Raw genomic sequence first — 24651 nt, 5'->3', positions numbered from 1 at the left:
CACTTCCCCGAGTCCAGTCCGAAGCGAGCCTGCAGGCCCGGCCGCCCCCCCCCCGCGGGGCTCAACCGGCGCCCCGGGGTCGGGGGGGGGGGGGGGCCCCCCCCCCGCCCCCCGCCGCTGCGGACCCGCCTCCCGAACCGCTGCCGCTTCCCGCGGAGCCCGCTCCGCCTCCGGATCCAGGTCCCGTCGTTCCGTTCATGGGTCCGCTCGGCCCGACCGGGTTCAACGTGTTGGCGCAGAATGGGATTCCGCCCGCCGACCAGCCGGGCACGCTCGGAGCGCCCAACGTGGTCGGTCTGGATCAGGCCAGCGTCCTCGGACAGAACCTGGCCCCGTCTGCACCGAACGGCGCAACCGGGATCGTGCCAAACCTCAACGTGTTCAACAACGCCTACGGGCTGCCCCAGCACGTCGTGCCGTCAGCACCAGGCGGTGAGCAGTTCGACGTGGCACCCGGCGAGGAGAACTCCGACGTCCTCAGAAGGGAGTGGTTCGGCCGGTTCATCGACATGCAGCGCGACGGGCGGACCTACGGCGGCCTAGGCCAGGCGCCGCCGGAGCAACTCGGCGAACCGCTGCCCGGTACCGCGCCGCCACCCGGGACGAACATCCCGCCCGGGCTCGTCCAGTTCCTTCCGGAGCCGGTCGATCCGAACGCTCCACCCCCGCCGCCACCGGCACCCTGATCTCCTCGAAAACGATTGGGCCCCAACGTCACGTGACGTTGGGGCCCAATCGTTTTGGCAGGTGACGCCGAACGTCTCGCCGTCGGGACCAAACCAGCTTCATCGAATCTTCATCGAATGACGAGGGGACCCATATCTGTTCCCCGAAGGCTGTAGTCGGTGTCCTCCGCGCGGTTCCACGCAACAGGCGCGGTGCCCACACCAACTGGCTTCACGAGACGAGGGAACTGGCATGCACAACACGCAACGAGTCGGGATCGCAGCGGCTGCGGCGGCAGCGCTGATCACCATCAGCGCATGTAGTAATGGCGACACGCAGGCGCAGACGTCGACGGGTACGCCGGTAGTTAGTTCGAGCACCGCACCTGCAGCGGAATCGCACAATGATGCCGACGTTGCGTTCGCTCAGGGGATGATTCCTCACCACCAGCAAGCGATCGAGATGAGTGACATGCTGCTGGGCAAGCAGGGTGTCGACCCGCGGGTGATCACGTTGGCCAACGAAATCAAGGCTGCTCAGGGCCCCGAGATCGACCAGATGACTAGCTGGCTGAGCCAGTGGGGTGCCGCGACGACGACGTCGTCCTCACCGAGCAGCACCATGCCGGGCATGCCGGGCCACGACATGTCCGGAGGTGACATGTCAGGGATGGCCGGGCACGGGATGATGTCCGACCAGGACATGGCAGCGCTGCAGGAGGCGCAGGGCGCAGAGGCGAGCCGGCTGTTCCTGACGCAGATGATTCAGCATCACGAGGGCGCAATCACGATGGCGAAGGAAGAGATTGACATCGGGCAGTTTCCTGCGGCCGTCACGATGGCGCGGTCGATCGTGACGTCGCAGCAGCAGGAGATCACCACGATGAAGGCGATGCTCGACTCGCTATGAGGTTGGCACCGGGTGGCCCCGCCAACGGCAACACGATGGTGAATTGGGCTCCGGCGCCGACCCCTGCGCTGGTGGCGGCGACGTGCCCGCCGTGCGCTTCCACCAAGGCCTTCGTGATGGCCAAACCAATGCCCGCCCCGCCGTCACGGCGATTGCGTGCGGCGTCGACGCGGTAGAACCGCTCGAACAGGTGCGGTAGATGTTCCGCCGCGATGCCTTCTCCGCTGTCGGCGACGTGCATCGTGAGTCGGTCGCGATGGACCTGGACACCTACGGTGACTCGTCCTCCCCTGGGGGTGTGCCGCAGTGAGTTGTCGAGCAGGTTGCCGAGCACTTGGGCGAGCCGCTGGGGGTCACCGCAGATTCGGGGGAGCTCGGTCGGCACTTCTGCGTCGAGTTCGACGGCCGCGGCAGCGAACCGCTCCCGTGCAGCGGTCAAGGCGTTGTCGACGAGTTCTCCGACGTCGATCGACGTGACCGCCAGAGTGGACGAGCTTTCCTCGGCCTGGGCGAGTGCTGCGACGTCCTCGGAGAACCGCACCAGCCGACGCGTCTGGTCCCGCAACATCGCGGTGGTCTCCGGGGTCGGTGAACGGACCCCGTCGTCAAAGGCCTCCATGTAGGCGTCCAAGACCGATACCGGGGTGCGGATCTCGTGAGCGAGATCGCCGAAGAGTCGCCGACGGGTGGCCTCGACGGTCTGAAGCCGGCTGGCCATCTGATTGAAGGCTTCGGCGAGCGCGTCGAAGTCGTCGCCGAGCCGAAGCGGTGACACGCGGATGTCGTAGCGCCCGTCGGCGACTGCCCTAGCCGCCCCCGCGACTTCGGCAACCGATCGCTGAAGCCGCCGGCTGACATACCAACTCACCGCCAGAGCCGTGAGCGCGGACACCGCCAAGGCCACCCCGATGGAGAGGACGGTCGCGTACCGGTAGGCCTCCTCGGCGTGCACTTCCTCCATGGAATTGGCGCTCACACCAGCCCGGTGGAGGTGCTCGCGGAACAAGGGGGGTCCGACGATCGCTGCGACGATCCAGGTGGTCGCAGCGCCCGCGGTCAGCACCAACGCCTGAGCCAAGAGCAACCGCAACCCGATACCGGGCCGTCGCGACGATCGGTGCTGCGGTGCCTGGTCTTCCGTCGTGTCGACTTTCACTGGCCCGTCCCCATCCGATAACCGACGCCGCGGATGGTGACGATGAAGCGTGGCGATGCAGCGTCGTCGCCCAGTTTGCGCCGCAGATGACCGATGTGGACGTCGACGAGATGATCGTTGCCGACCCACGGGCCGTCGCGGACTGTTTCCAGAAGCTGCCGACGACTCAGCACCACCCCCGGCCGCGCCGACAACACGTCAAGAATGTCGAATTCCGTGCGGGTCAGAATGATTGGCTCGTCATCGACGAACACTTCACGACCGGCGACATCGACGCGCAACGAGCCGATGCGCCGTGGCGGAGCGGTGTCCGAGCCCGCCCCCCGGACCGCACCAGCACCGTGCAGCACGCGAGGCCGCCGCAGCATCGCCCGGATGCGCGCGACCAACTCGCGCGGACTGAACGGCTTCGTGATGTAGTCGTCGGCACCCACGGTGAGCCCCAGGACGGTGTCCAGCTCGGTGTCACGTGCGGTCAGCATGATCACGTAGGCATCGGAAAAGGTGCGCAGCTGGCGGCACACCTCCAACCCGTCGACACCGGGCAGTCCGATATCCAAGACGACGACGTCGGGATCCAACTCACGCGCCACCGCCAGTGCCTCGGAACCACTGAAGACCACGGTCGCCTCGAAGTGATCTCGCTCGAGGTAACTGGCCACCACTTCGGCCAGCGGCGCCTCGTCATCGACCACGAGCGCCCGATATCCGCGTGCACCCAGAGGCGGCGCTGAGCTGTCATCCATGGCCTTCATGGTGCCCGTTCGACGCCAACTGGCGGCCCTGGACTGTGATTCGGCCGAAGTCTTGAGCGAATCTTCACACGACCCACACCGATATCGAGTGCAAAGCGGGCCAGCATCGGAGCCAAAGGAGGTGCAATCCGGCATGCACCGGTTCAGCAGGCGCACCTTCATCGCTGCCACCGCGGCGGTCGGCGGACTCGCCCTCACGGGATGTGGTCGCGGCGACGGATCCTCGGCACGGGCCAACGCCGTGGCGGCGGCCGAGGCGCAACGCCCGCACACCGGGCGCACGGTCACCGCATCGCTGAGGCCTCGGCCGGCGACCATCGACCTTGGCGGCACCCGGGCGGCCACCTTGGCATACGACGACACGGTGCCCGGCCCGTTGCTACGCGCGACGGCGGGCGACGATCTCGTCGTCACCCTCGACAACGGACTCACCCAGCCAACCTCAGTCCACTGGCACGGCATCGCCCTACGCAACGACATGGACGGCGCAGCTCCGGCCACCCACGACATCGACGCCGGCCGCGAATTCACCTACCGGTTCTCCGCACCGCACCCGGGAACCTATTGGGCTCACCCCCATACGGGGCTCGAGGCCGACACAGGTCTGTATCTGCCCGTCATCATCGATGACCCCGCTGAGCCGGGCCGTTACGACGCCGAGTGGATCGTCGTGCTCGATGACTGGACCGACGGGATCGGCAGGACCCCGCAACAAGTGTGGGAGGACCTCACGGAAAAGGACGCACGCGCGCACGACATGCCCGGCATGGGGGGTATGCCCGGGATGGTCGACATCGGCAGTAGCACCCTGCTCGGAGGGGACGCAGGTGACGTCGCCTACCCGTACTACCTCATCAATGGCCGAATACCTAGCGCGCCCAGCACCTTTGGCGCCGTGTCCGGCCAACGCATCCGCATCCGCTTCATCAACGCCGGCTCTGACACCGCGTTCCGCGTGGCGTTGGCCGGTCATGCTCTGACCGTCACCCACACCGATGGTTTCGCCGTCGTGCCCGTCGACGTCGATGCCTTGCTGGTGGGAATGGGTGAACGCTACGACGTCATCGTCACGGCAGGCGACGGTGTCTTCCCGTTGGTGGCAGTGGCCGAGGGCAAGGACGCGCACGCGCGGGCACTGCTCCGGACCGGCGCCGGAACCGCACCTGAGGCCGATTTCCGACCTGCCGAGTTGACCGCACGTGTCGGCACCCTCGAGTCATTCACCGCCACACCGGCGGCGAGCCTTCCCAGTGGCGTCGCCGACGTGACGCTGAACGCACGGTTGACCGGGTCGATGATGGGCTACGACTGGTCGATCAATGGACGAGCGTTCCCCGACGGCGCACCGCTGATGGTGCATCAGGGTCAGCGAGTGATCCTCACGTTCGACAACGCGACGACGATGTGGCATCCCATGCATCTGCACGGCCACACCTTTCAGACGGTCCGCGCCGACAACACGCTGGGGGCACGCAAGGACACGGCCATCGTCTTGCCGAGGCGAACCCTCACCACCACGTTCGTCGCCGACAATCCAGGAGTATGGATGCTGCACTGCCACAACACCTATCACCAGGAGGCCGGCATGATGACGACTCTCGAGTACACGTGACGAGCCGACGGGCATCTACTATCTACGTACCTACATAGTAGATCGAGGAGTCCCATTTGTTGCGCAATCACTGGCCTCGAGTGTCGATCGCAATGTTCGTCGCGGTCGTGGTGGCGGTCGCAGCGTCGATGGTGGTGGCCTACCGCGCCGCGCGCGGCAGCGCCGACGCCGTCGACTGCTCGAGAGCCAAGTGCATCGCGCTGACCTTCGACGACGGCCCCAGCCCCTTCACCGACCGACTGCTGGGAATTCTCGCCGACGACGACGCGAAGGCGACCTTCTTCCTCATCGGCAACAAGGTCGCACGCGATCCGGCGGCCGCAGCGCGCATCGCCGTGGCTGGGATGGAGATCGGTAGCCACACCTGGGAGCACCCCAATATGAGCACGATCCCCGTCGCCGCCATTGCCAGCCAGCTCAGCAGAGCCACCGAAGCGATCGCCGCGGCGACCGGCCGCGCGCCCACGTTGTACCGGCCCGCCGGAGGACTGTCCAGTGACGCGGTTCGCGCCGAGGCGGGACGCCAAGGCTTGGCCGAAATCCTCTGGGACGTCATCCCGTTCGACTGGATCAACGATGCGAACATCGCCGCAACCACGTACATGCTCAAGACGCAGATCGAGCCCGGCTCGGTAGTCCTCCTGCACGACACCTACAGCAGCACTGTGGACTTGGTCTATCAATTCCTGCCGGTACTGAAGGCCAATGGCTATCACCTGGTGACCGTGAGCCATCTGGTGGGCACGCGAGCGCCAGGTAGCAGCTACGGCGGCCGCGAGAATGGTCCCCCGGCCAACGACATTCGGGACATCCCGCCTGAGCGCGTCCCCGCCTTGCCTGCCACTCCGTCACCCAAGCCGGCACCGAACTTGCCAATCACCGACCTCCCCAATCAGGATCCCGGCGGTCCGCGGTAGGCCCGTCAGTGGTCGATCAGCCGGGCGCACGGCGCGTGAACCCAAAGTGCGAATGCGTGCGCGCGCAGTGAATTACATGATTGTAGTTGTGTTACGAACGTTACCAATGGGGCTGGAGTGATGTAGCTTCGTAATGTGTCCGGTGTCCGTACGTACTTAGTTGGTACGTAGATGAGCGGCGAGACGCGCGAAATGGCGGCACTCGTGATGCGACGAGCAATGGCCGCGTCAGAAGGAGAACTGATCATGCCCTCCGTATCTCGCACGAACATGTCCGACCGACGTCGAGGCGCGTCGCAGAGGTCGCAAAGTGCAGGGCAGCGCCAGTCTGGCAGCGCGCGACTTCTCCTCATTTGGTGCGCCGTGCTCGCGATTGTCCTGGCGACGCCCGCTCGTGCTGAGCCCAACAACGGCCCGTGGGATCCGTCGCTGCCGAGCGTCCTCAGCGCAGGAGCGCCAGGGGATCCGGTGGCGATCGCCAACGCCTCGATACAGGCGACCGCGATGGCGGCTCAAACCACCATGGACATGGGGCGCAAGTTCTTGGGGAGCCTGGGCATTGTGAGCCCAGCTACCAATCCAAGCGCCAGTCTGAGCGGTAACCGCCTGTACGGCAGACAAGCCATCGAGTACGTGATCCGTCGAGCCGGATCGCAGCTTGGTGTCCCATACTCCTGGGGCGGCGGCAGCCTCACCGGACCGAGCCGTGGAATCGACTCTGGCGCAGGCACCGTCGGCTTCGATTGCTCGGGCCTGACGCGCTACGCCTTCGCCGGTGTCGGCGTTCAGCTTCCCCGCTACTCCGGCGATCAATACGACGCCGGCCGCAAAGTCCCTCCGTCGCAAGCCAAACGCGGAGATCTACTGTTTTGGGGTCCAGGAGGCGGCCAACACGAAGCCCTCTACCTTGGGGGCGGCCAGATGATCGAAGCGCAACAAACCGGGGTGCCGATAAAGATCTCACCCGTGCGCACCGGTGGAATGACTCCCTACGTGACTCGCATCATCGAGACCTAGCGGACCGTCGGTGCGTCCAGCGGGAAGTCGCAGCGGTGGCCGCTACCCTGATGTCCAGGCCAGCCACCATTGCACCGAAGGCAGGAGATGGCGATGCAACAACGAGCTTTCGGCGACCTCGAAGCGGTGATCATGGATCGCGTCTGGGACCGCGAGGAGGCGGTCACCGTTCGAGAGATCTTCGACGAACTCGCCGAAGAGCGTCAGATCGCGTACACCACTGTTCTTTCGACGATGGACAATCTGCATCGCAAGAATTGGCTGCAGCGCGAGCGCAGCGGCAAGGCGTACCTCTATACGGCGTCGATGAGCCGGGAGGAACGCTCGGCGAGATTGATGCGCGACGCATTCGATTCAGGCGGAGACACCGACATGGTGTTGGCGTTCTTCGTCGACCAGATGAATGCAGAAGAATCTGCGCAGTTCAAGGCGGCACTGCGGCGCGCGGGACGACGGCGGTGACCTCGGCCCTGTGGCTACTGCTCTACGGCGGCGTGCTGACGTGGCTCGCGCCGCCGTTGCTGACCCGTTTGACTCGAACCGGCGTCACCCCGCACATGGGAATCGCGGCATGGCTGACGGCACTCGGCGCGGCACTGCTGGCCTGGATCGGGGCGGTCGCCCTCTTCGCCGTCGCTGCCGTGGACGGTCTGACGGACTCCTCGGCTGTAACGCTGTGCTTGGAATTGTTCGGTTTGTCCGAGCACACACCGCTGCCTGGCCGGCTGGGTTCGGTGGCGTTGATCGTGATCGCTGCGGGTGTCTCTGCCGTCGTGATCGGCCGCGTCGGACGGTCAGTCCTTGGTTTGCGTGCGCGCAGCCACGAACACGCGCGTGAGGCCAGGATGGTCGGGCGCCCTACTGATCGGCCAGGGGTCGTCGTCGTCGACGCTCACCACGCTGCTGCCTACTGCGTCTCGGGTAAACCCAACGCGATCGTCATCACCACGGGCGCGCTGGATGCACTGGACCGCTTCCAGCTTGCCGCCGTCCTTGCCCACGAGAACGCCCACATCACTGGCCATCATCACCAGTTGCTGATGGTTCTGCGCGGGTTGGCGACCAGCCTGCCCCGCCTGCCGCTGTTTCGCCGCGGTGCCGATGCGGTCGCTGAACTCTTGGAGATGTGCGCCGACGACACCGCGGCGCGACGGTTTGGCACCAGGCCGCTGCTCGTCGGCCTGCTCACCCTGGCTGGGCAACGGCCCTCACCCGCTGACGGATTGGCTGCCGCGGGCACCGCGGTGCTCGCACGTGTACTGCGGCTAGCCGATCCGGCCCGGCCGGGAATGCAATGGCGTCAGCGCATCGCGCTAACGGCAACGATGATCTCGACCCTCAGCGCGCCTGCGTTGATCGACTTGCTCTGCCATCACTGATTGATCCCGGTGGGTTTGAGGGCGCAGCCGCCGCCTCGGGTGAACGGGTAGATCATCTGCTGTAGGTACCTGCTCGGGTAGTCCGGTTTGGTGGCCATGCCGAGTTGGGTGGAGTCGAATCGGCGTGCGGGGTCGTAGGAGTAGGTGCGCATGAGGTGATCCCAGAGCAGGGTGAACAGGCCGAAGTTGACGTCGCCGATGCCGGCCCATTTGAGGTGGTGGAAGCGATGACCTTCGTTGAGGGCCAGGACGTATTTGGCGGGGCCGATGCGGTAGTCGGCGTTGGAGTGTTGCAGCAGCAGTTGGATCGCGACGGCCAGGGCCAGGGCGGAGGCGACGTTGACTGGCAGGCCGATCAGGATGAGCGGGGCGACGCCGGCGGTCATCTCGACTGTTTGGTGCAGGGGGTGTTTCATCAGGCCGTTGAGGCCGTAGAAGCGGGTGATGCTGTGGTGCACCGCGTGGAACCGCCACAACACCTCGACCTTGTGGCTGGCCAGGTGCACGACCGTGATGCCGAGGTCGGCGATCAGGATGGCGGCGAGCACCTGCAGCAGAAACGGCCAGCTGTGCGGCCACAGCCGCGGAGCGGGAACGATCGCGGCAAGCAGTGGGATAGCGGCGACGCTGCCCAAGACGAGGGTTTCGTTCACTGCCACGTGGATGCGGTCGCGGGTCGTGTCGGCGCGGTCGTCGTTCCAGTCTCGGTCGTACGGGATGAGCCGCTCGACCAGGAACGATGCGCCGATCGCCACGCCCAAGATCATCAGCAGCCAGAATTTCGGTGCGCCTGCAGCGGTCAGGGCGATGCCGGCGCCGTTGAGCCCGATCAGCATGAACGGCACATAGCCGAAGCGGGCCACCGTCTGAACCGGGGTTCTGGTCAACGTCGAAGAATTCGTGCTCATGGCTTGATGGTCGCGGCCTGCCGGTCGTGACGCTTGAACGATTCGGCTAACCGACGCTGTCGAGGTCCCAGGTCACGTGCCGGCTCAGCACCGAAGGCGGCAGGCCGAACATGTCGCGGGTGGTGCGGGTCAGGTGGGCACTGTCGGCGAACCCCGCACCGTGTGCGGCGCCCGTCAGGTCGTCACCGGCTTGCACCCGACTGATCGCGATCCGCAGCCTCGACCACAACACGTAGCGGCGTAGCGGGATGCCGACCTGCGAGGTGAACAGATGCGTCAGTCGGCTCGCCGAAAGGCCAACTCGCGCAGCCAGTCCCGTGCCGCTCACCGGACCTGCCGCCACGAGGGCAGGAAGCACCTGCAACGCATGAATGACCGCTGGATGGCGAGGTGCGACGTCGTCCGCAGCCGGCGCCAAGTGCGCGACCAGTTCATCGACCACCGTCGCAAGCGGACGTCGCCGGATGGGGGCGAGGGCGGGGGTGACTGCCCACCCGGAGCCGGTGGCACGCAGGTGCGCGGACCGTCCCGGTGCGGACTCCGGGTCCAGGAACACCACCGCGCCGTCCTCTGCGCCGGACTCGATCCGGTGCGGTGCATCGGCGGGCACGACGATGTTGAGGCCGGTGTGCCGTACGCCGTGTTCGTCGAGCACCGTCAACGGTGTTGTCGCCGTGATGATCTGCACTGCGTGGTGGGCATGTGCATCGGTGGTGCCGATCGATCCGGTGAAGGCAAGCACCCCTGGGCGCAGCAGCGCCGCGCCGCCCCAGCGCGGTTCGACGGCGCCATGCTCAGACGCTGGCGTTGCCCGCACGCCACTGCTCCCAGGGGATGTTCCAGTCACCCAAGCCATCTCCCCCAGGCAGCGTCGAGCCGACGGTGTTGATGACTTCCACGATATCGCCACGCTTGGTGTTGTCGTAGAACCAGCGCGCATTGGCGGGGTTGACGTTGAGGCAGCCATGGCTGACGTTGCTGCGTCCCTGGCTTCCGACCGACCACGGAGCCGAGTGGACATAGATTCCGCTATACGACATTTGAGTGGCCCACTCGACCTCCGTGCGATACCCGTCCGGAGAGTTCACCGGCACACCGTAGGTCGAGGAATCCATCACCAGGAACGAGTAGCGGTCGCCAATGATGTAGGCACCGTTGTCGGTTGGCGTCTTGTCCTTGCCATTGCAATCGGCATCGTCTTGACGACTTGGCCATTGCGCCGCACGGTCATCGTCTTGGTGGCGTCGTCGGCAGTGGCGATGATCTGGTCACCGACGGTGAATCGGGTGGTGACGTCGTCCTGGCCGAACAATCCGTCGCCCAGGTCGACACCATAGGTGTTGACCTTCACTTCGACCGTCGTCCCTGGTTTCCAGTACTTGGCAGGGCGCCAACGCACTTCGCGATTGTTCAGCCAGTAGAAGGCGCCCTGAACCGGCGGGGTCGCGGTGATCGTGATGGCTCGTTGGGCCGCGACGCGATCCGTGATCGCCTCGTCGAACCGGATCGCGATCGGTTGACCGACTCCAACGACCTCACCGTCGTTGGGCATGACGAACGGCATGGTGAGGTTTTCCGGCGAGTGCGTTTCGAAGGTCATCTGGCGGCTGGTCGCTCCGCTGAGTCCGAATGCCTCGGCGTACAAGGTGTAGCGCTTGTTGTAGCCCAACGGCTCCGCCGACTCCCACGTCACCCCGTCCGGGCTGAGCCGGCCGTCCACGGGTGCACCTTCTGCGTTGTGCAAGGTGACAGCCCCCAACACGCCATCACCGGCGCTCACCGTGACCGGCGAGTCCACCGGCACACCGATCGCCCCGTCGGTGACCGACGACATCAGCTTCGGAACGAGAAGATCACCGAAGGGGGTCCCCTTGTCGCTGATGACCTCAGGCTGCGGCGCTGCAGTAGTGCCCGCGCCCGTGCCTACGCACGCAGTCAACGCCAGCCCGACGACGAGCAGAATGGCCGCGAGCCCCCGCCCTGCCGCACCTCGTCGCCGGGCGGTGACCGAACGCACCATGTCGTGACTCCTCAACCTTGTATCTCGCCTGGCTCCGTTTCTGATTCCAGTGTCCTGACTGCCGATGTGGGTCGGTTCGATGTTCGATGAAGATTTGATGAAGCGAGACACAATCCGCACCAATCCAGTATCTCCGTAGTTACTACGTACGTTGTTCTATAGTAGATGTCGGACACGGCCGCACTTGCAACGGTCGAATGAGAGAAATGGGCACGACTACGAACGGGACGAGTCGCCTCGAGTCGCCCTCGATCGCGACGCCGGCGGCCGGGCGCATACGCGTGCTGCTGGTGGAGCCGAGGAGTATCTACGCCGCCAGACTCACGAAGCATCTGGGCGATCAAATGTTCGCGGTGGACGTTGCACCATCGGAATCCGACGCACTCGAGGCCCTGCTCACCGGCGACCCCGACGTGGTGTTGGTCTGCATCGGAAGCCATCAGCGCGGAGTCGAGATGTTCGACCGCCTGCGCGCGGTATGCGCACCCCACGTCATTGCCGTCACCGACGATGACATTGCCCCCACGATCCGCGGCCTCACCTCCCGGATCCGCGACGCGCTGCGGCATCCGCTCGCCGGCGATGACGTTGCGCGCGAAACTCGCCGTCGTATCGCATCGCACCGAGCCGTCGGCGACCTCGAGGTCGACCTCGCAGCCCGTCGCGTACTTCTTGGCGGCCACCCGGTGTCGTTGACGCGCACGGAGTTTCAGATACTCGCGCTGCTCCTGGACCGTCCTGGTGAAGTGATCACCAGGCGCCACTTGGAGGAGCAGCTATGGGGTCTGTCGTGGGTCGGAAACCGCCACACCGTCGGTGTGCACATCGGTCATCTGCGTCGAAAGCTCGGCGACGATCCCGGCGCACCGCGTTACGTGCTCACCGTGCGCGGGGTCGGCTATCGGCTCGATTGCTAGCAGCCGAGCCGGTCGCGTTCCTGTCGCCAACCCGCCGGTGGGTGGACTTACGCCTTCGCCGCGTCGTACTCCTCGCGCGCCTTTTCGATCGCCGCCATTCGCCGCTCCGTCCACTGCGAGAGACCACAGACCAGTTCGGCGACCTCCCGGCCGAGGTCGGTGAGCGAGTAGTCCACGCGGGGTGGGATCACGGGCTTGGCATCGCGGTGAACCACGCCATCGCGCTCCAGGGTCTGCAGGGTCTGGGCCAGCATCTTGTCGCTGACCTGGCCGATCTCCCGGCGCAGCTCGCTGAACCGATACGACCGATCAAGCAGTGCGATCAAGACCAAAGCACCCCACCGGCCCGTGACGTGCTCCAGAACCCGCCGATGGGGGCACTCCGCGTCGGTGTTGGCGTTCCGTATGCGCTCCACCAGCGTCGGGGCACTTACCTCCATGCTAGTACCTTACTTCAGAGTGGGTACTTCCTAGATCGTTAGTCCACTCCTAGGTTAGAGGGCAGGCAACCCCACAACAAGGAGATCGTCCAATCATGAGCATCGTCGTCACCGGCGCCACCGGAAACCTCGGCCATTTCGTCATCGAGGGCCTGCTGGAGCGGGTTCCGGCCGACCAGATCACTGCCGTCGCCCGCAGCGAGGAGAAGGCGGCTGGGTTCGCGGCCCGCGGCGTGAAGATCGCGATCGCCGACTACAACGTCCCGGAGAGCTTTGATGGACTCTTCAATGCCGGCGACAGGGTGCTCCTCATCTCCAGCAGCGAGTTCGACAAGGGCCGCGTCGGCCAGCACGAGATCGCCCTCGACGCCGCGCAGGCAGCCGGGGTCGCGCTGTTCGCCTACACCAGTGCCCCCGGCGCCCTAACCGCCGCACTCGCCGACGACCACAGGGGCACCGAGGCCGCTATCCTCGGGTCCGGTCTGCCCTACGTCCTGCTGCGCAACGGCTGGTACAGCGAGGCCTACACCGAGCAGATGGCCCCAGTACTGCAGTACCACACCGTCATTCAGGCCGCCGGTGAGGGCCGTGTCGCCTCAGCCGCCCGGGCCGACTACGCCGCGGCCGCGGTCGCCGTGCTCACCGGCGAGGGACACGAGAACAAGACCTACGAGCTCAGCGGCGACACCGCGTGGAGCTTGGCCGAGTATGCGGCCGAGCTGAGCAAGCAGACCGGCGAGGAGATCGGCTACAACGCCGTCTCCGTCGAGGCCTACGCGGGCGTCCTGACGGGCGCCGGGCTCCCCGAGCCGCTTGCGGCGATGCTGGCGGAAGTCGATGCGTCCATCGAGAAGGGCGAGCTTGCCGGCACCAGCGGGGAGCTCTCCCGCCTGATCGGGCGTCCCACCACGCCGATCGCCGATTCGATCGCAGTTGCGCTAAAGGGTTGAGGCACAAAGCCTCTGGGCACGTAAATTGCTGGGCCGCGGAATGGGATAGAGAAGGACTTTCATGAAGTTCATCAGCAGCGGCCGTGTCGCCTTGGTCACCGGCGCCAACAAAGGCGTCGGCCGCGCGATTGCGCAGCAGCTCGGCGAACTCGGCATGACGGTGTGGCTCGGCGCCCGGGACCCGGACCGCGGTCTGCAGGCCGAGCGAGAGCTGCGCGAGGCCCGCATCGACGCTCGGCACGTCGCGCTCGATGTCACCGACGAGGCCAGCGCGCGCCTGGCCGCCAAGCACATCGAGGACCAGAGCGGGCGTCTCGACGTACTCGTCAACTGTGCCGGGATCACCCGTCCCTGGCACCCGCCGAGCCAGACTCCGCTCGAGGACCTCCAGGCGACGTTCGCGACCAACGTGTGCGGCGTCGTAACCGTGACGAACGCGGTGCTGCCATTGTTGCGTCTGTCCAACGCGGCCCGCATCGTGAACGTCAGCAGCGTGCTCGGCTCGCTGACAGCGGCCGTCGAGAACCACGATCCGAGCGGCTGCTTCCCGGATGGGCAGTTTCCCGTCCTGCTCAGCTACAGCACGTCCAAGGCGGCGCTGAACTCGCTGACGGTCATGTACGCCAACGAACTTCGCGGTGACGGAATCCTCGTCAACGCAGTCGCCCCCGGCTGGGTTCCGACCGACGCCACCGGCCACACCGGCGCCTTCAGCCTCGAGCAGGGCGCTCAGATGCCAGTGCGCATGGCGACCCTCGACGACGGCGGTCCCACCGGCACGTACACGAGCTCCACCGCCGACGAGGAAGGCGTGACACTGCCGTGGTGACCCTCGGATCCCGCCCGCCCAGCAGGACTAGCTGTGGGTGGTTCGGCCCTACTTCTGCTCGTAGGTGCCGTGGATGACGGCGCGTGCGATCGAGTTGGCGAACAGGTTGAACCCGAGGTAGGCGGGGCTCGCGTCCTCGGTGACGTCGAGCTTGGGCACCTTCACCGCGTGCACGGCGATGTAGTAACGGTGAGGACCGTGGCCGGCGGGCGGCGCCGCTCCGAGGAAACGCTTGAGCCCGGCATCGTTGGCAAGCACGAGGCCATCACCCGGCAGAACCGAGCCGTCACCGGCGCCGGCTGGCAGATCGGTGATGCTAGCGGGCAGATTCGCAACCGCCCAGTGCCAGAACCCGGATCCGGTCGGTGCATCCGGGTCGTAGACGGTGACCACGAAGCTCTGGGTCTCCTCCGGGAAGCCCGACCAGCTCAGCTGCGGTGAAATGTCGGAACCTCCGGCACCCATGATGCCGCTGACCTGGTCGGCGGTCAGCTGACCGCCGTCGGTCAACGACTCAGAGGTCAGGGTGAAGGACGGAACGTCGCCGATCGGGTCGTACGGAGTCGCCATGTCATTCCTCTCGGATTCAATTAGCAGTGTCAACGGATTTCGTCCGGCACGGTCGTGCCGAACGTCGATGCCGACTGTGGCCACTCACGGGAGCAGCTCGGCGCCAACGAAATGCGTGTCTCGGAATGCCCCGGCCCATGCGGAGTCTGGTAGCTCAAAACCGTTGACGGCGTACAGTTCGTCGCTGCTTGCCACATCGACGCGCCACCCCAGCGAACCCAGATGATCACTCACCTGCCTGCGCTCGCCACCCCACAACAGCGCGGCCACGTCGAAGTCGAATCCGACCTCATGCCAGCCGTCGCGCCAGACGTTTGAGCGCCCATCGCTGAACACGCCGTGGTCGAGAAAGTCTTCAGTCGCCAGTCGGCTACCGGGCGCGCTGAGCGCCGCTATGTGGTCGAACAAGCGATCCTGCGCCTCGGGCGGCAGATAGACCAGTAGACCCTCGGCTATCCACGCGGTGGGTTGTGTCGTGTCAAAGCCGTTTTCGCGCAGTGCTGCTGGCCAGTCATCGCGCAGATCCACACCTACGGCTCGCCGCACTGCGGTGGGCTCAGCGCTCAGCCTCTGCAGAGTGGTCGTCTTGAAATCGACCACTTCGGGCTTGTCCACCTCGAACACGACGGTGCCTTGCGGCCAAGGCAGTCGGTAGGCGCGTGCGTCGAGTCCAGCGGCCAAGATCACCGCCTGGCGAATCCCCGAGGTGACCGCGGTCAGTAGGAAGTCGTCGAAGAACCTCGTGCGCACGGTGATCTGTTCGCGCGTCTGCTGCATGTCGAAGAACGTGGATCCGCCACTCTTGGGAAAGATCTCGCCATCCATGAGACGTGTGAAGAAGTCCTGACCAACGGCGCGGACGAGTGGCTCGGCGAACTGGTCGTCCAGCAGCGGGTCTGGCCCCTGCGACGCAAAAGCCCGTGACGCGGCCACCATCGTCGCCGTCGCTCCTACGCTCGATGCCAGATCCCAGCGGTCGCCGTCGCTTCGGAACGAACCTACCGATGTCATTGCTCGACCTCCTTTGCCGGTGCCTGAGTACTACCCCTCGACGAGGCTTCCCCGGCCCAACCTGGTGCCGTCGGCGGCGCGCACGAGCAGCGTCACATCGGACACTGATGCTCCCGCACAAGGCAATTGATGTAATTGAGCGACGCGACAAACCCTAAACGTGTTCGTAAATCATTCTACAATAGTGTAGCAAGTGGGCCCACCGCGCGCTCGTGGCGGTATCGATCTCTGGAGGTACCCCAATGACGTTGTACTACGAGGACTTCTACCCGGGTCAAGAATTCACTAGCCAGGCACGCACGATCACAGAAAGTGATGTGGTGTCGTTCGCGTGCTGGAGTTGGGACACCAACCCGGTACACACCGACGCTGAATCGGCCGGCCAGGGCCGCTTCGGCGAGCGCATTGCCCACGGGCTTCTCGGCATCTCGGTCGCGATGGGGCTGGCTTCGCGGTTGGGCATCTTCGAGGGCAGCTCGATCGCACTCCTGGGTGTCGAGAACTGGAGATTCGTCGCCCCAATTCTCATCGGCGACTCGCTGCGCTGCAACGTACGCATCATCGACACCAGTCTGACCAGCAAACAGGACGCAGGGGTGTTGCGGCGCCGCTTCACCCTAGTCAATCAGCGCGATGACACTGTTCAACAGGGCGATATCGCATTGATGGTCGCTCGTCGGCCCGCTACCTGAACGAGACGCCATGACCGCTTACAACCCCCTGGTGCACAACCAAGTTCGGATTCGCTCCGCGACATCAGCCCACCCTGGTTCGAGCATCATGTTGTGGCCCATCTTGGGAAAGAACTCCGCTTGGGTTCCATACGCGCGAGCGGTGGCGCGAACCTCGTCACTGCTGATCGTGGAGTCGTCTTCTCCACCAAGCACCAACAGCGGCGTCGCCACCCGGCTTGGCCTGGGCAGCCCGAATATCTGATCGACGAAGATGGCGCGGCGGCTGTCGGGCTCTACACGCGCGGCACATGCTTCAACAATCGGTTCAGGAGTGCCTGCACTGAACAGATAGTCGCGGGCGAGGCGCGGAGTGTTGAAGACCTCGTGTGACTGGCCGAAAGTATTGGCCCGAAATACCGTCCACGGGTGGCGAAGCCAGAGCCGCATCGCCGCGCGGAGTATGCCTCGCGGCGGCGTCGACGCCAGCAGGACGCCGGCGGGAACCCCGCGGTTCTCGAGGTACTTCTGCACGAGGAAGCCGCCAACGGAATGCCCGATGAGCACGGGCTGACCGCCAAGCTCCTTGGCCGCCCAGTGTAGGTCGTCGAGATAGTCAGCCATGGAACATGATTGCAGACCTTTCGACAGCCTGCTGCCGCCGTGGCCTCGCCAACTGAGCGCGACGGCGCGAAACCCATTGTGGGCAAAATAATCTAGGAAGTGCTCGTCCCAACACCACGCTGCGTGGCATCCGCCGTGAACAAAGAGCAATGGCGTGGGGTGAGATTCGGTGCATGACCCCTTGTCGATCACTTCGATCATGGGTTAATTCTCCGCCCACAGCCCAAGTTGCGAAGCACAATTCGAGTATTGAATCAATTATTTCGAACTGTCGGAGTGAGTCCAGACTGGTTGCCGTTCAACAGGAATCGTTCGCCGTCGGGCACAGCGTGTGACACGGCGCGGGCGTACCATCACTCAATGCGTTGCGGGGCGGCGAGGGGTCTGTTCATAGCGGTACGAAGCAGCTGGTGGTGACCGCGCCGCGGTGTCTTGCACGCTGAACAACTCAGAAGCCGTCTCTCACAACGACCCTGGTCCTCCCGGTGACGCCGCCGCCGACGATGATGCGCAGCGTGTCGGGCGCTTCGAGCACCGTCACGTCGCGAGTGATGTCGTCGAGGTGGCGTGGCCTGAGCTCTCCCCCCAGCTGGCGCCACACGTCGCGACGAGCATCAATCGACACCCCGACTGATTCGATGCCGACCAGCGTGACCCCACGCAGAATGAAGGGCATCACCGTGGTGTGCAGGTCGGCTGACCGTGCGAGGCCGGAAATCGCCGCCACACCACCGTGTTTCAACGTAGTCAGCGCGTACGCCAGCGTGTCGCCGCCAACGCTGTCGACGACTGCCGCCCAGGTGGACGCACCCAATGGCCGGATCTTGTCACCCTCGGCGGGCAGTCGGCCGATGACCTCATCGGCACCGAGCTTCATCAGGTAGTCGTGGGCCTCGGGCTTGCCGGTGGAGGCGATCACCTTGTAGCCGAGTCCCGCGAGGATGTCGACGCTGATGCTGCCGACCCCTCCGGTGGCCCCGGTGACCAACACCGGTCCGTCGCTCGGGTCGATCCCGTGGGCACGGATGGCGTTGACGCTCATCGCAGCGGTGAACCCGGCGGTGCCGATTGCGGCAGCCTCGGCAGTGCTCAGTTCGTCGAGTTTGACGAGGTAGTCGGCCGGGTAGCGGGCGGTGTCGGCATAGCCACCGTGGCGGCTGGTGCCGATGTCGTAACCGTGGGCGACCACGCGGTCGCCGACCACGAAGTCTTCGACAGCACTCGCCGTCACAGTTCCCGCGACATCAATCCCGGGGATGAGCGGATAGGACCGTGCCACACCGCCCTTCGGGGTGACCACCAGCGCGTCCTTGTAGTTGATCCCCGAGTATTCGACAGCGATCCGGACGTTGCCCTCGGGCAGGAACGTGTCGTCAACGACCTGGTGCGCAAGGGTGATCGAGCCGTCGGCATCCTGTTGTGCGACCAATGCGTTGACTACGACCGCCGACGTCATCGTTCGTCACAGCCTTTCGATGATCGTCGCGTTGGCCAGGCCCCCGCCTTCACACACGGCCTGCAACCCGAAGCGGCCACCACGCTGTTCGAGCGCATTGATCAGCGTGGCCATGATGCGCGCTCCGCTGGCACCGACCGGATGGCCGATCGCGATCGCGCCCCCGTTGACGTTGGTTTTGGACAGGTCGGCTCCGGTGTCGTGCGCCCACGCCAGCACTACCGGGGCGAAGGCTTCGTTCACCTCGAACAGATCGATGTCGGCGAGCGTGAGTCCCGCGCGTTTCAGCACTTTCTCGGTGGCGGGGATGACGCCGGTGAGCATGTACAACGGATCAGAACCGACGACGGTCATCGTGTGGAGCCGGGCGAGCGGTCGCAACCCCAGCTTCTTCGCGACTTCAGTCGTGGTGATCAACACGGCGGAACTGCCGTCAGACAGCGGCGAGGAGTTGCCGGGTGTGATCGACCAGTCGAGCTGCGGGAAGCGGGCGGAGTAAGTCTCGTCGTAGAACGCGGGCTTGAGGTTGCCAAGGATCTCCGCGGTGGTCCCAGGGCGGATGAGCTCGTCCTGGGCCAGCTCGGCCAGTGGTGCCAGCTCGGCGTCGAACCGGCCGTCTTTGGCGGCGATCGTGGCTTTCTCGTGGCTGCCGGCCGAGAACTCATCCAGCTGTGACCGCGATAGTCCCCACTTTGCGGCGATCAACTCGGCACTGATGCCCTGTGGTACAAGCCCTTCGGGGTAGCGCTGGCGCAACAATTGACCGTACGGGTCGCTGCCTGGCAACACGGCCGACAACAATGGCACGCGGCTCATCGACTCAACACCGGCGGCGACGACGACGTCATAGGCGCCAGCGATGACACCTTGCGCGGCGAAGCTGATGGCCTGCAGGCTGCTGCCGCATTGCCGGTCCACCGTTGTCCCCGGAACGCTTTCCGGGAAACCTGCTCCCAGAAGTGCGTTGCGGGCAATGTTGAGGGCCTGGTCACCCGCCTGCGTGACGGCGCCGGCGATGACGTCATCGAGCTGGGCCGGATCAATGCCGGTGCGCCTGACCAACTCGACGAGACTATGAGCCAACAAGTCGGCCGGCGCGACATCGCGCAACGCCCCGCTGGCCTTGCCTTTGCCAATCGGTGTGCGCACCGCGCCCACCACAACCGCGTCGCGACCGGTACTGCTCACCATGACTTGCTCCTATATCTCGATTGGCCACCCGAGCGTCGACGAAACCGATTGCGTCCCAACGGGCGGCGCCAAGGCGACTCCATCTGATGCCTTACCACGCCGGCCACGTGAGTTGATCGTGTGGACGGCACGCCGCCACCAATCGGTCATCGTAGACATCGGCGTAGATTTCCTGGATCTCGATATTCGTCGGGACGGCGGGGTTGTTGGCCGGCGAACCCGAATCCAGAGCCTGCTGGGCCATGATGGGAATCTTGTCCTCCCATACGGTCTTGTCGATTCCGTACGCGCGTGGGGTTGGCACGTGTAGTTCTTCGCACAAGGATGCGATCTTGTCGACGAACCGCCTCGCGACCGCCAAGTCGCTACCCACGGCGCTGATCCCGTACGCGCGGGCGCACTCGGCGTAGCGCCGCGGCGCAGCGTGCAGGGAGAAGGCGGTGACGGCAGGAAACAGCATGGCGTTGGAAAGTCCATGGGCCACATGGAAATGCGCCCCGATCGGACGGCTCATGCCATGGACGAGCGCGACACTGGAGTTTGAAAAGGCAATGCCAGCTTGGGTCGCTGCCATCATCATCGCTTCCCTGGCGTCGCGGTCCGCGCCGTCGTGATATGCCCGCCGCAGGTTCGCGCTGATCGTCTTGATCGCCGCTAGGGCCAACGCATCTGAGATCGGGTTGGCCTTGCGGCTGACATACGCCTCGACCGCATGCGTCAACGCATCGATACCGGTGTCGGCGGTGAGCCGCGGAGGCATTGACAGCGTGAGTTCGAAGTCGACGATGGCGGCCACCGGCAGGAAGGACAACCCCGGGCAGAGCATCTTCTCGTCCGCGGCCGTGTCGGTGATGATGGTGAACTGCGTAGTCTCCGAACCGGAACCGGCTGTGGTCGGGATCGCAATGATCGGCAACACCGGGCCCTCGTAGCTCCGCGGCGCCCTGTAGTCACGCATCTGCCCGCCATTGCTGGCCAGCACCGCCAACGCCTTCGCTGTGTCCATCGGGCTGCCCCCACCAAACCCGATGACTGCGTCGGCGCGGTGCTCGCGAATGACCTGCAGCGCAGCATCGAGGGAATCGGTCGTCGGATCCGGCACCGTCTCGGAGAACAGCACTGGCTGTGTGTCCACAGCCCGCAGCAGTTCCATGACTCGCTCGGCCCGCCCGTTTCCAGCCAAGAAGGCGTCGGTGATGACCGCGGGCCGGCTACTACCGAGACGTTTGACGAGTTCACCGACGTCATTCAGTGCGCCCGCGCCGAATCTGGCGTAGCGGGGCAAGGCAATTCTTGTACTCATCGCCGCAGCTCCTTCGGGTCGTTCGCTATGGACTGGGTTGATTGGCTGGGCTCGCCAGAGCCCAGAACTGCACCGCCAAATCGCCTGCGATATCGCCGATGTGGTGGTCACCAGGCTCAAGCAGCGCCCATGAAACGAACGTGGACGGGAGTGCGCGTCCACCCATCGCGAGCGTCGCCCTAGATGGGGCTGATCGTGGAGCGCAGGGCGATCTGGTTGACGATAACGTGCTCGGGCTGTGTCAACGCGTACAAGATCGCCGTCGCGATGTCTCCGGCGTTGAGCGGCGTTACCCCGACCCATCGTGCGTCGATCACCTTACGGAGCTCGGGATCGACGTGGTCGATGAGCTCGGTTTCAACACGCCCGGGCTCGATGAGCGTGACGCGGACGCCGTCATTCATCAGTTCTTGGCGCAGGCCTTCGGAGAAGGCAGCTACCGCGAACTTCGTCATGCTGTACACCCCGCCGCCCGGTGCAACAGCCTTGCCGGCGACCGAGCTCACGTTGATGATGTGGCCACCGCCGGACTCGATCATCAGTGGCAACGCGGCGTGGGTGGTGTACAGCAGACCGAGGATGTTGAGGTCGACCATGCGCTGCCAGTCTTCGATTGGCGGTCCCACGATCGGTCCGAGCAGCATGACGCCGGCGTTGTTGATCAGAACATCGACTTGGCCCAAACTGGAATGTGTTTGGGTGATGAAGTTTCTCGCTTGAGCTTCATCGGTGATGTCGGTCGGTATCGCGATCGCCTGACCACCATCGTCTTCGATCTTCTTGACGAGCGCGGTGAGACGTTCGGCCCGACGCGCGGCAAGTGCCACCGAGGCGCCCGCTTGCGCACAGGCCAGCGCGGTGGCCTCGCCGATACCCGACGACGCACCGGTGATGGCGACGACTTTTCCTTCCAGCGGCCTGGAAGCGTTCTCTGACATGTTCCTCCGATACTGCTAGCGGACCGGCGCTGACCCGTCTTTGGGGAGTGCCGATCGAGATCAAGTGGATTCTGCTGCTACGTCGTTTCTCACGCCCCGGCCGAGGTCGGCAGATCTGGGCCTATCCCGCCGATCCCGACACAACGACCGACGTGTGCATCGCCGTCGCACAGCCGGGACAGGACAGCTGGTGGAATATCAACGCCTGGTCCACGTAGTCCGCCGATTGCCCCAGCACGCCGGGGCCTGCCTCGGTGACGGGTCCTTCTCGCAGCGTCAAGCCCTCCAGCGACCCCGCGCTTGCCTTCCGGATCTCGTGGCCACAGTGCTTACACACCACCACATTCCCGGAATCGGTGGTTTGAATGGCGAGGTTGACATCCAAATCGCTGCCGTTGGAGTGACTTTCAGTCACCTCTGCGGAAACGTCGCCTCCGATGCGTCGTCGACGTTCCTCAGCCCGCAGGCTGGCGGTCGCGACGGGATCGGCCCGGTTGTCCGTGTCGAGCGCAACCCCGTACAGCGTGCGCGCCGCAGCGGCGGAGACCTTTCCGTCGCTGACATCCTTGGCGACCTTGTCTGGTGACCGCAACAAGGGGTCGCCGTACCCGCCACCGCCGGAGGGGTGAACGAATACCGCGTCCTCGAGCCCGATGAGCGTCTCCTTGCGGTTACCTACCACCTCTCGCCGGTCACCGAGCTCCTCGAGCGAACCGGGAATCTTGCCGGCAGAGAACAGTTCTTGGACGTTGGACCCGCGGACGATCAGGTCGAACGCAGTGCCTCCGGGGTAGCCACCGGCTTGTCCGGTTGCCTCCGGGCGCGCTTTGCCGTTGCCCGAGAACGCCGCGCCAAGAGGTGCAGGGGTGCCATGGGGAACGACGCAGATTGAGATGGACAGCCCGCCGCGGGCCGTTCCTGCCCCGCCGGAGTCGATTTCCTCGCGACGCCACAGGAACAACAACGGATAGATGAACTCCTGCATCTCGGCGTCGGGTGCACGACCCATGGGAATGGGCAGGATGCCAGCGGTGTCCTGGCCGTCGGCGTCCGGCCTGGCGCCGTAGCCGCCCGCCATCATGTCGAGCAGCATCATCACGGTCGGCGCGCCACGCTGATCGATGCCGGCCATGGTCACCATTTCGAATGACCCCGTGCATCCGCATTGGACACGCGACTGCTCTTGCGGCGCGGCGTCGAGCATCTTCGCAAAACAATCGGCCACGAGGTTCGACGTCGCCCATGCCGCGGTAAGCGGTGCCCATCCGACCGATGCCGGGAAGGTGGCGTTGTTGATGGTGCCCTCATCACTGATGATGTCGAAGCAACGCACCAAACCGCCTGCCGACCAAGGGATATCGCCAGCGAGAATGGGCATCAGCGCGACGGAGATGCCGGCACGCATTCCCGACCACGGGCAATTGACCATGCCTGCCTGGGGATCGGTACCCCGGAAGTCGAACGTCAGATGGTCCCCGGTCTTGGTCATCTCGAGCGCGATCTTGTGCATGCCGCGATCCCCGACCGCCGACTGCTCGAGGTAACCGACCGACTTCCAGGAACCGTCGGGAATGTCGCGCAGGCGGGTCCGGAGCCGCTGCTCCGAGTCATTCATCATCCGCTTCATCACGGCCTTGACGACGGTTGGTCCGTACCGATCGATGAGCCGGTGCAATCGGGCGTGGCCGGCCTGGTTGGCTCCGATCTCCGCACGCACGTCCAGATTCACCAACAGGGGCATGCGGGAGCGGCGGATGAAGGCGTCGACCACGTCATCCTGGAGGACCCCTCCGCGGACGATCTTGATGGGCGGCGTCGGTGCACCTTCGCTGAACGCGTCGCTGGCAGCGAGGTCAGAGGAACCTGGCTTGGCACCACCGACGTCGGCCATATGACATACCGCGCTGGTCCACCCGAAGAGCTCTCCGTCGTGGAACAGCGGGGCCATGATTGCGGTGTCGTTCTGATGCAGCCCGCCGCCGACCCAAGGATCGTTGGTGAGGAACATGTCGCCGGGTTCGATTCCTGGGTTGCCGCTGCGGTGCTGCAGGGTCCAGTAGACGGCGAGATCCATCGACGCGACGAGCATGGTGTTGTAGAGCCCGACCTGAGCGGCTTGGCCGAGCTCGTCACACACGGCGAAGTCGAAGTCGTTGGCCTCGGTAACGGAGATCGATCCGGACATGCGTTTGAGCGTTTCGCCCATCTCGTCGGTGATCGACCAGATTCGGTGACGGACCACCTCGTAGGTCAGCGGGTCGATGCCGTCGATGTCTGCATCGGTGACCTCGTGCAGTTTGAGCGTGGGTGAAATATTGGCTTTGAGCTCGTCGAAAGGGATCAGCCTGCTGCTGAAAACCTCGGAGCCGGGTACGGGCATGACTGGTTGCTGTTCCATGGCCGGTTTCCTTT

At 65.0% G+C, this 24651-nt stretch carries 24 protein-coding genes and 1 pseudogene; 11 read left to right on the top strand and 14 right to left on the bottom strand.

Annotated features, from left to right (window positions below; translation table 11 throughout):
- Positions 1 to 197: 197 nt before the first annotated feature.
- Positions 198 to 686, top strand: a complete 489-nt coding sequence (locus SLQ33_RS27610; RefSeq protein WP_319457094.1) for a hypothetical protein — start codon at positions 198 to 200, stop codon at positions 684 to 686.
- Between the two features lie 232 nt (positions 687 to 918).
- Positions 919 to 1575 (top strand): DUF305 domain-containing protein, encoded by a 657-nt coding sequence (locus tag SLQ33_RS27605; RefSeq protein ID WP_319457093.1) that lies wholly within the window; start codon positions 919 to 921, stop codon positions 1573 to 1575.
- Here SLQ33_RS27605 and SLQ33_RS27600 read toward each other — a convergent pair.
- Together SLQ33_RS27600 and SLQ33_RS27595 are read right to left on the bottom strand one after the other, a co-directional pair.
- Entirely contained in the window at positions 1541 to 2731 is a 1191-nt protein-coding gene (locus SLQ33_RS27600) for a sensor histidine kinase (RefSeq protein ID WP_319457092.1), read from the bottom strand. The genes SLQ33_RS27605 and SLQ33_RS27600 overlap by 35 nt on opposite strands.
- The gene (locus tag SLQ33_RS27595; protein WP_319457091.1) at positions 2728 to 3477 is read right to left on the bottom strand and encodes a response regulator transcription factor; all 750 of its coding nucleotides are present in this window, start codon (positions 3475 to 3477) and stop codon (positions 2728 to 2730) included. Before SLQ33_RS27595 ends, SLQ33_RS27600 begins: the two co-directional genes overlap by 4 nt.
- A 142-nt stretch (positions 3478 to 3619) precedes the next feature.
- On the opposite strand from SLQ33_RS27595, the gene SLQ33_RS27590 reads away from it, so the two are divergent.
- The 5 genes from SLQ33_RS27590 (at position 3620) to SLQ33_RS27570 (ending at position 8411) form a co-directional block, all read left to right on the top strand.
- Positions 3620 to 5098 carry a multicopper oxidase family protein gene (locus tag SLQ33_RS27590; RefSeq protein ID WP_319457090.1) on the top strand — a complete coding sequence of 493 codons (1479 nt, stop codon included), beginning with the start codon at positions 3620 to 3622 and terminating at the stop codon, positions 5096 to 5098.
- Between the two features lie 92 nt (positions 5099 to 5190).
- The gene (locus tag SLQ33_RS27585; protein WP_319457103.1) at positions 5191 to 6015 is read left to right on the top strand and encodes a polysaccharide deacetylase family protein; all 825 of its coding nucleotides are present in this window, start codon (positions 5191 to 5193) and stop codon (positions 6013 to 6015) included.
- 270 nt (positions 6016 to 6285) lie between these two features.
- A complete protein-coding gene (gene ripB / locus SLQ33_RS27580) occupies positions 6286 to 7032 on the top strand; it encodes an NlpC/P60 family peptidoglycan endopeptidase RipB (protein WP_413467742.1) in 747 nt (248 codons plus the stop codon).
- A 93-nt stretch (positions 7033 to 7125) separates the two neighbouring features.
- Complete coding sequence (locus SLQ33_RS27575) at positions 7126 to 7494, top strand: BlaI/MecI/CopY family transcriptional regulator (RefSeq protein WP_319457088.1); 369 nt, start codon at positions 7126 to 7128, stop codon at positions 7492 to 7494.
- Positions 7491 to 8411, top strand: a complete 921-nt coding sequence (locus tag SLQ33_RS27570; RefSeq protein WP_319457087.1) for a M56 family metallopeptidase — start codon at positions 7491 to 7493, stop codon at positions 8409 to 8411. Before SLQ33_RS27575 ends, SLQ33_RS27570 begins: the two co-directional genes overlap by 4 nt.
- On the opposite strand, the gene SLQ33_RS27565 is transcribed toward SLQ33_RS27570, so the two are convergent.
- The 3 genes and pseudogenes from SLQ33_RS27565 to SLQ33_RS27555 all read right to left on the bottom strand — a co-directional run bounded on the left by SLQ33_RS27565 (position 8405) and on the right by SLQ33_RS27555 (position 11339).
- The gene (locus SLQ33_RS27565; protein ID WP_319457086.1) at positions 8405 to 9319 is read right to left on the bottom strand and encodes a sterol desaturase family protein; all 915 of its coding nucleotides are present in this window, start codon (positions 9317 to 9319) and stop codon (positions 8405 to 8407) included. The two genes, SLQ33_RS27570 and SLQ33_RS27565, sit on opposite strands and share 7 nt — an antisense overlap.
- A 46-nt stretch (positions 9320 to 9365) precedes the next feature.
- Positions 9366 to 10136 (bottom strand): helix-turn-helix domain-containing protein, encoded by a 771-nt coding sequence (locus SLQ33_RS27560; RefSeq protein WP_319457085.1) that lies wholly within the window; start codon positions 10134 to 10136, stop codon positions 9366 to 9368.
- Positions 10114 to 11339 (bottom strand): annotated as a pseudogene (locus SLQ33_RS27555) (L,D-transpeptidase). Before SLQ33_RS27555 ends, SLQ33_RS27560 begins: the two are co-directional and overlap by 23 nt.
- 206 nt (positions 11340 to 11545) lie before the next feature.
- On the opposite strand from SLQ33_RS27555, the gene SLQ33_RS27550 reads away from it, so the two are divergent.
- Positions 11546 to 12256 carry a response regulator transcription factor gene (locus SLQ33_RS27550; protein WP_319457084.1) on the top strand — a complete coding sequence of 237 codons (711 nt, stop codon included), beginning with the start codon at positions 11546 to 11548 and terminating at the stop codon, positions 12254 to 12256.
- A 47-nt stretch (positions 12257 to 12303) separates the two neighbouring features.
- Here SLQ33_RS27550 and SLQ33_RS27545 read toward each other — a convergent pair whose 3' ends face one another.
- Positions 12304 to 12696, bottom strand: a complete 393-nt coding sequence (locus tag SLQ33_RS27545) for a helix-turn-helix domain-containing protein (protein WP_319457083.1) — start codon at positions 12694 to 12696, stop codon at positions 12304 to 12306.
- A gap of 95 nt (positions 12697 to 12791) precedes the next feature.
- Between SLQ33_RS27545 and SLQ33_RS27540 the strand changes: the two genes are divergently transcribed.
- Together SLQ33_RS27540 and SLQ33_RS27535 are read left to right on the top strand one after the other, a co-directional pair.
- Positions 12792 to 13646 (top strand): SDR family oxidoreductase, encoded by an 855-nt coding sequence (locus tag SLQ33_RS27540; RefSeq protein WP_319457082.1) that lies wholly within the window; start codon positions 12792 to 12794, stop codon positions 13644 to 13646.
- Positions 13647 to 13707: 61 nt separating this feature from the next.
- Positions 13708 to 14475: an SDR family oxidoreductase gene (locus SLQ33_RS27535; protein ID WP_319457081.1), complete on the top strand. Its 768-nt coding sequence runs from the start codon at positions 13708 to 13710 to the stop codon at positions 14473 to 14475.
- Positions 14476 to 14523: 48 nt separating this feature from the next.
- Here the strand turns inward: SLQ33_RS27535 and SLQ33_RS27530 are convergent, their stop codons facing one another.
- Both SLQ33_RS27530 and SLQ33_RS27525 read right to left on the bottom strand, forming a co-directional pair.
- Positions 14524 to 15045, bottom strand: coding sequence for a YbhB/YbcL family Raf kinase inhibitor-like protein (locus tag SLQ33_RS27530; protein WP_319457080.1), 522 nt, complete (start codon positions 15043 to 15045; stop codon positions 14524 to 14526).
- Between the two features lie 84 nt (positions 15046 to 15129).
- Entirely contained in the window at positions 15130 to 16056 is a 927-nt protein-coding gene (locus SLQ33_RS27525; RefSeq protein WP_319457079.1) for a class I SAM-dependent methyltransferase, read from the bottom strand.
- A gap of 248 nt (positions 16057 to 16304) precedes the next feature.
- On the opposite strand from SLQ33_RS27525, the gene SLQ33_RS27520 reads away from it, so the two are divergent.
- Positions 16305 to 16748, top strand: coding sequence for a MaoC/PaaZ C-terminal domain-containing protein (locus SLQ33_RS27520; protein WP_319457078.1), 444 nt, complete (start codon positions 16305 to 16307; stop codon positions 16746 to 16748).
- Between the two features lie 18 nt (positions 16749 to 16766).
- On the opposite strand, the gene SLQ33_RS27515 is transcribed toward SLQ33_RS27520, so the two are convergent.
- From SLQ33_RS27515 to SLQ33_RS27490, 6 genes are all read right to left on the bottom strand, one after another.
- Positions 16767 to 17552: an alpha/beta hydrolase gene (locus SLQ33_RS27515; RefSeq protein WP_319457077.1), complete on the bottom strand. Its 786-nt coding sequence runs from the start codon at positions 17550 to 17552 to the stop codon at positions 16767 to 16769.
- 247 nt (positions 17553 to 17799) lie between these two features.
- The gene (locus tag SLQ33_RS27510; protein ID WP_319457076.1) at positions 17800 to 18807 is read right to left on the bottom strand and encodes an acryloyl-CoA reductase; all 1008 of its coding nucleotides are present in this window, start codon (positions 18805 to 18807) and stop codon (positions 17800 to 17802) included.
- Between the two features lie 6 nt (positions 18808 to 18813).
- On the bottom strand, positions 18814 to 19998 hold the full coding sequence (locus SLQ33_RS27505) for a thiolase family protein (RefSeq protein ID WP_319457075.1): 1185 nt from the start codon (positions 19996 to 19998) through the stop codon (positions 18814 to 18816).
- Between the two features lie 91 nt (positions 19999 to 20089).
- Positions 20090 to 21301 (bottom strand): iron-containing alcohol dehydrogenase, encoded by a 1212-nt coding sequence (locus SLQ33_RS27500; protein WP_319457074.1) that lies wholly within the window; start codon positions 21299 to 21301, stop codon positions 20090 to 20092.
- A 179-nt stretch (positions 21302 to 21480) separates the two neighbouring features.
- Positions 21481 to 22239 carry an SDR family oxidoreductase gene (locus tag SLQ33_RS27495; RefSeq protein ID WP_319457073.1) on the bottom strand — a complete coding sequence of 253 codons (759 nt, stop codon included), beginning with the start codon at positions 22237 to 22239 and terminating at the stop codon, positions 21481 to 21483.
- A 121-nt stretch (positions 22240 to 22360) separates the two neighbouring features.
- Positions 22361 to 24637: a hydantoinase B/oxoprolinase family protein gene (locus tag SLQ33_RS27490; RefSeq protein ID WP_319457072.1), complete on the bottom strand. Its 2277-nt coding sequence runs from the start codon at positions 24635 to 24637 to the stop codon at positions 22361 to 22363.
- Positions 24638 to 24651: the final 14 nt, after the last annotated feature.

It is taken from the genome of Mycobacterium sp. RTGN6 (genome assembly GCF_033804605.1).
In the GTDB taxonomy this organism is placed as follows: domain Bacteria; phylum Actinomycetota; class Actinomycetes; order Mycobacteriales; family Mycobacteriaceae; genus Mycobacterium.
The sequence above is the reverse complement of the archived record's forward strand: the minus strand, read 5'-3'. Positions and strand labels throughout refer to the sequence as shown.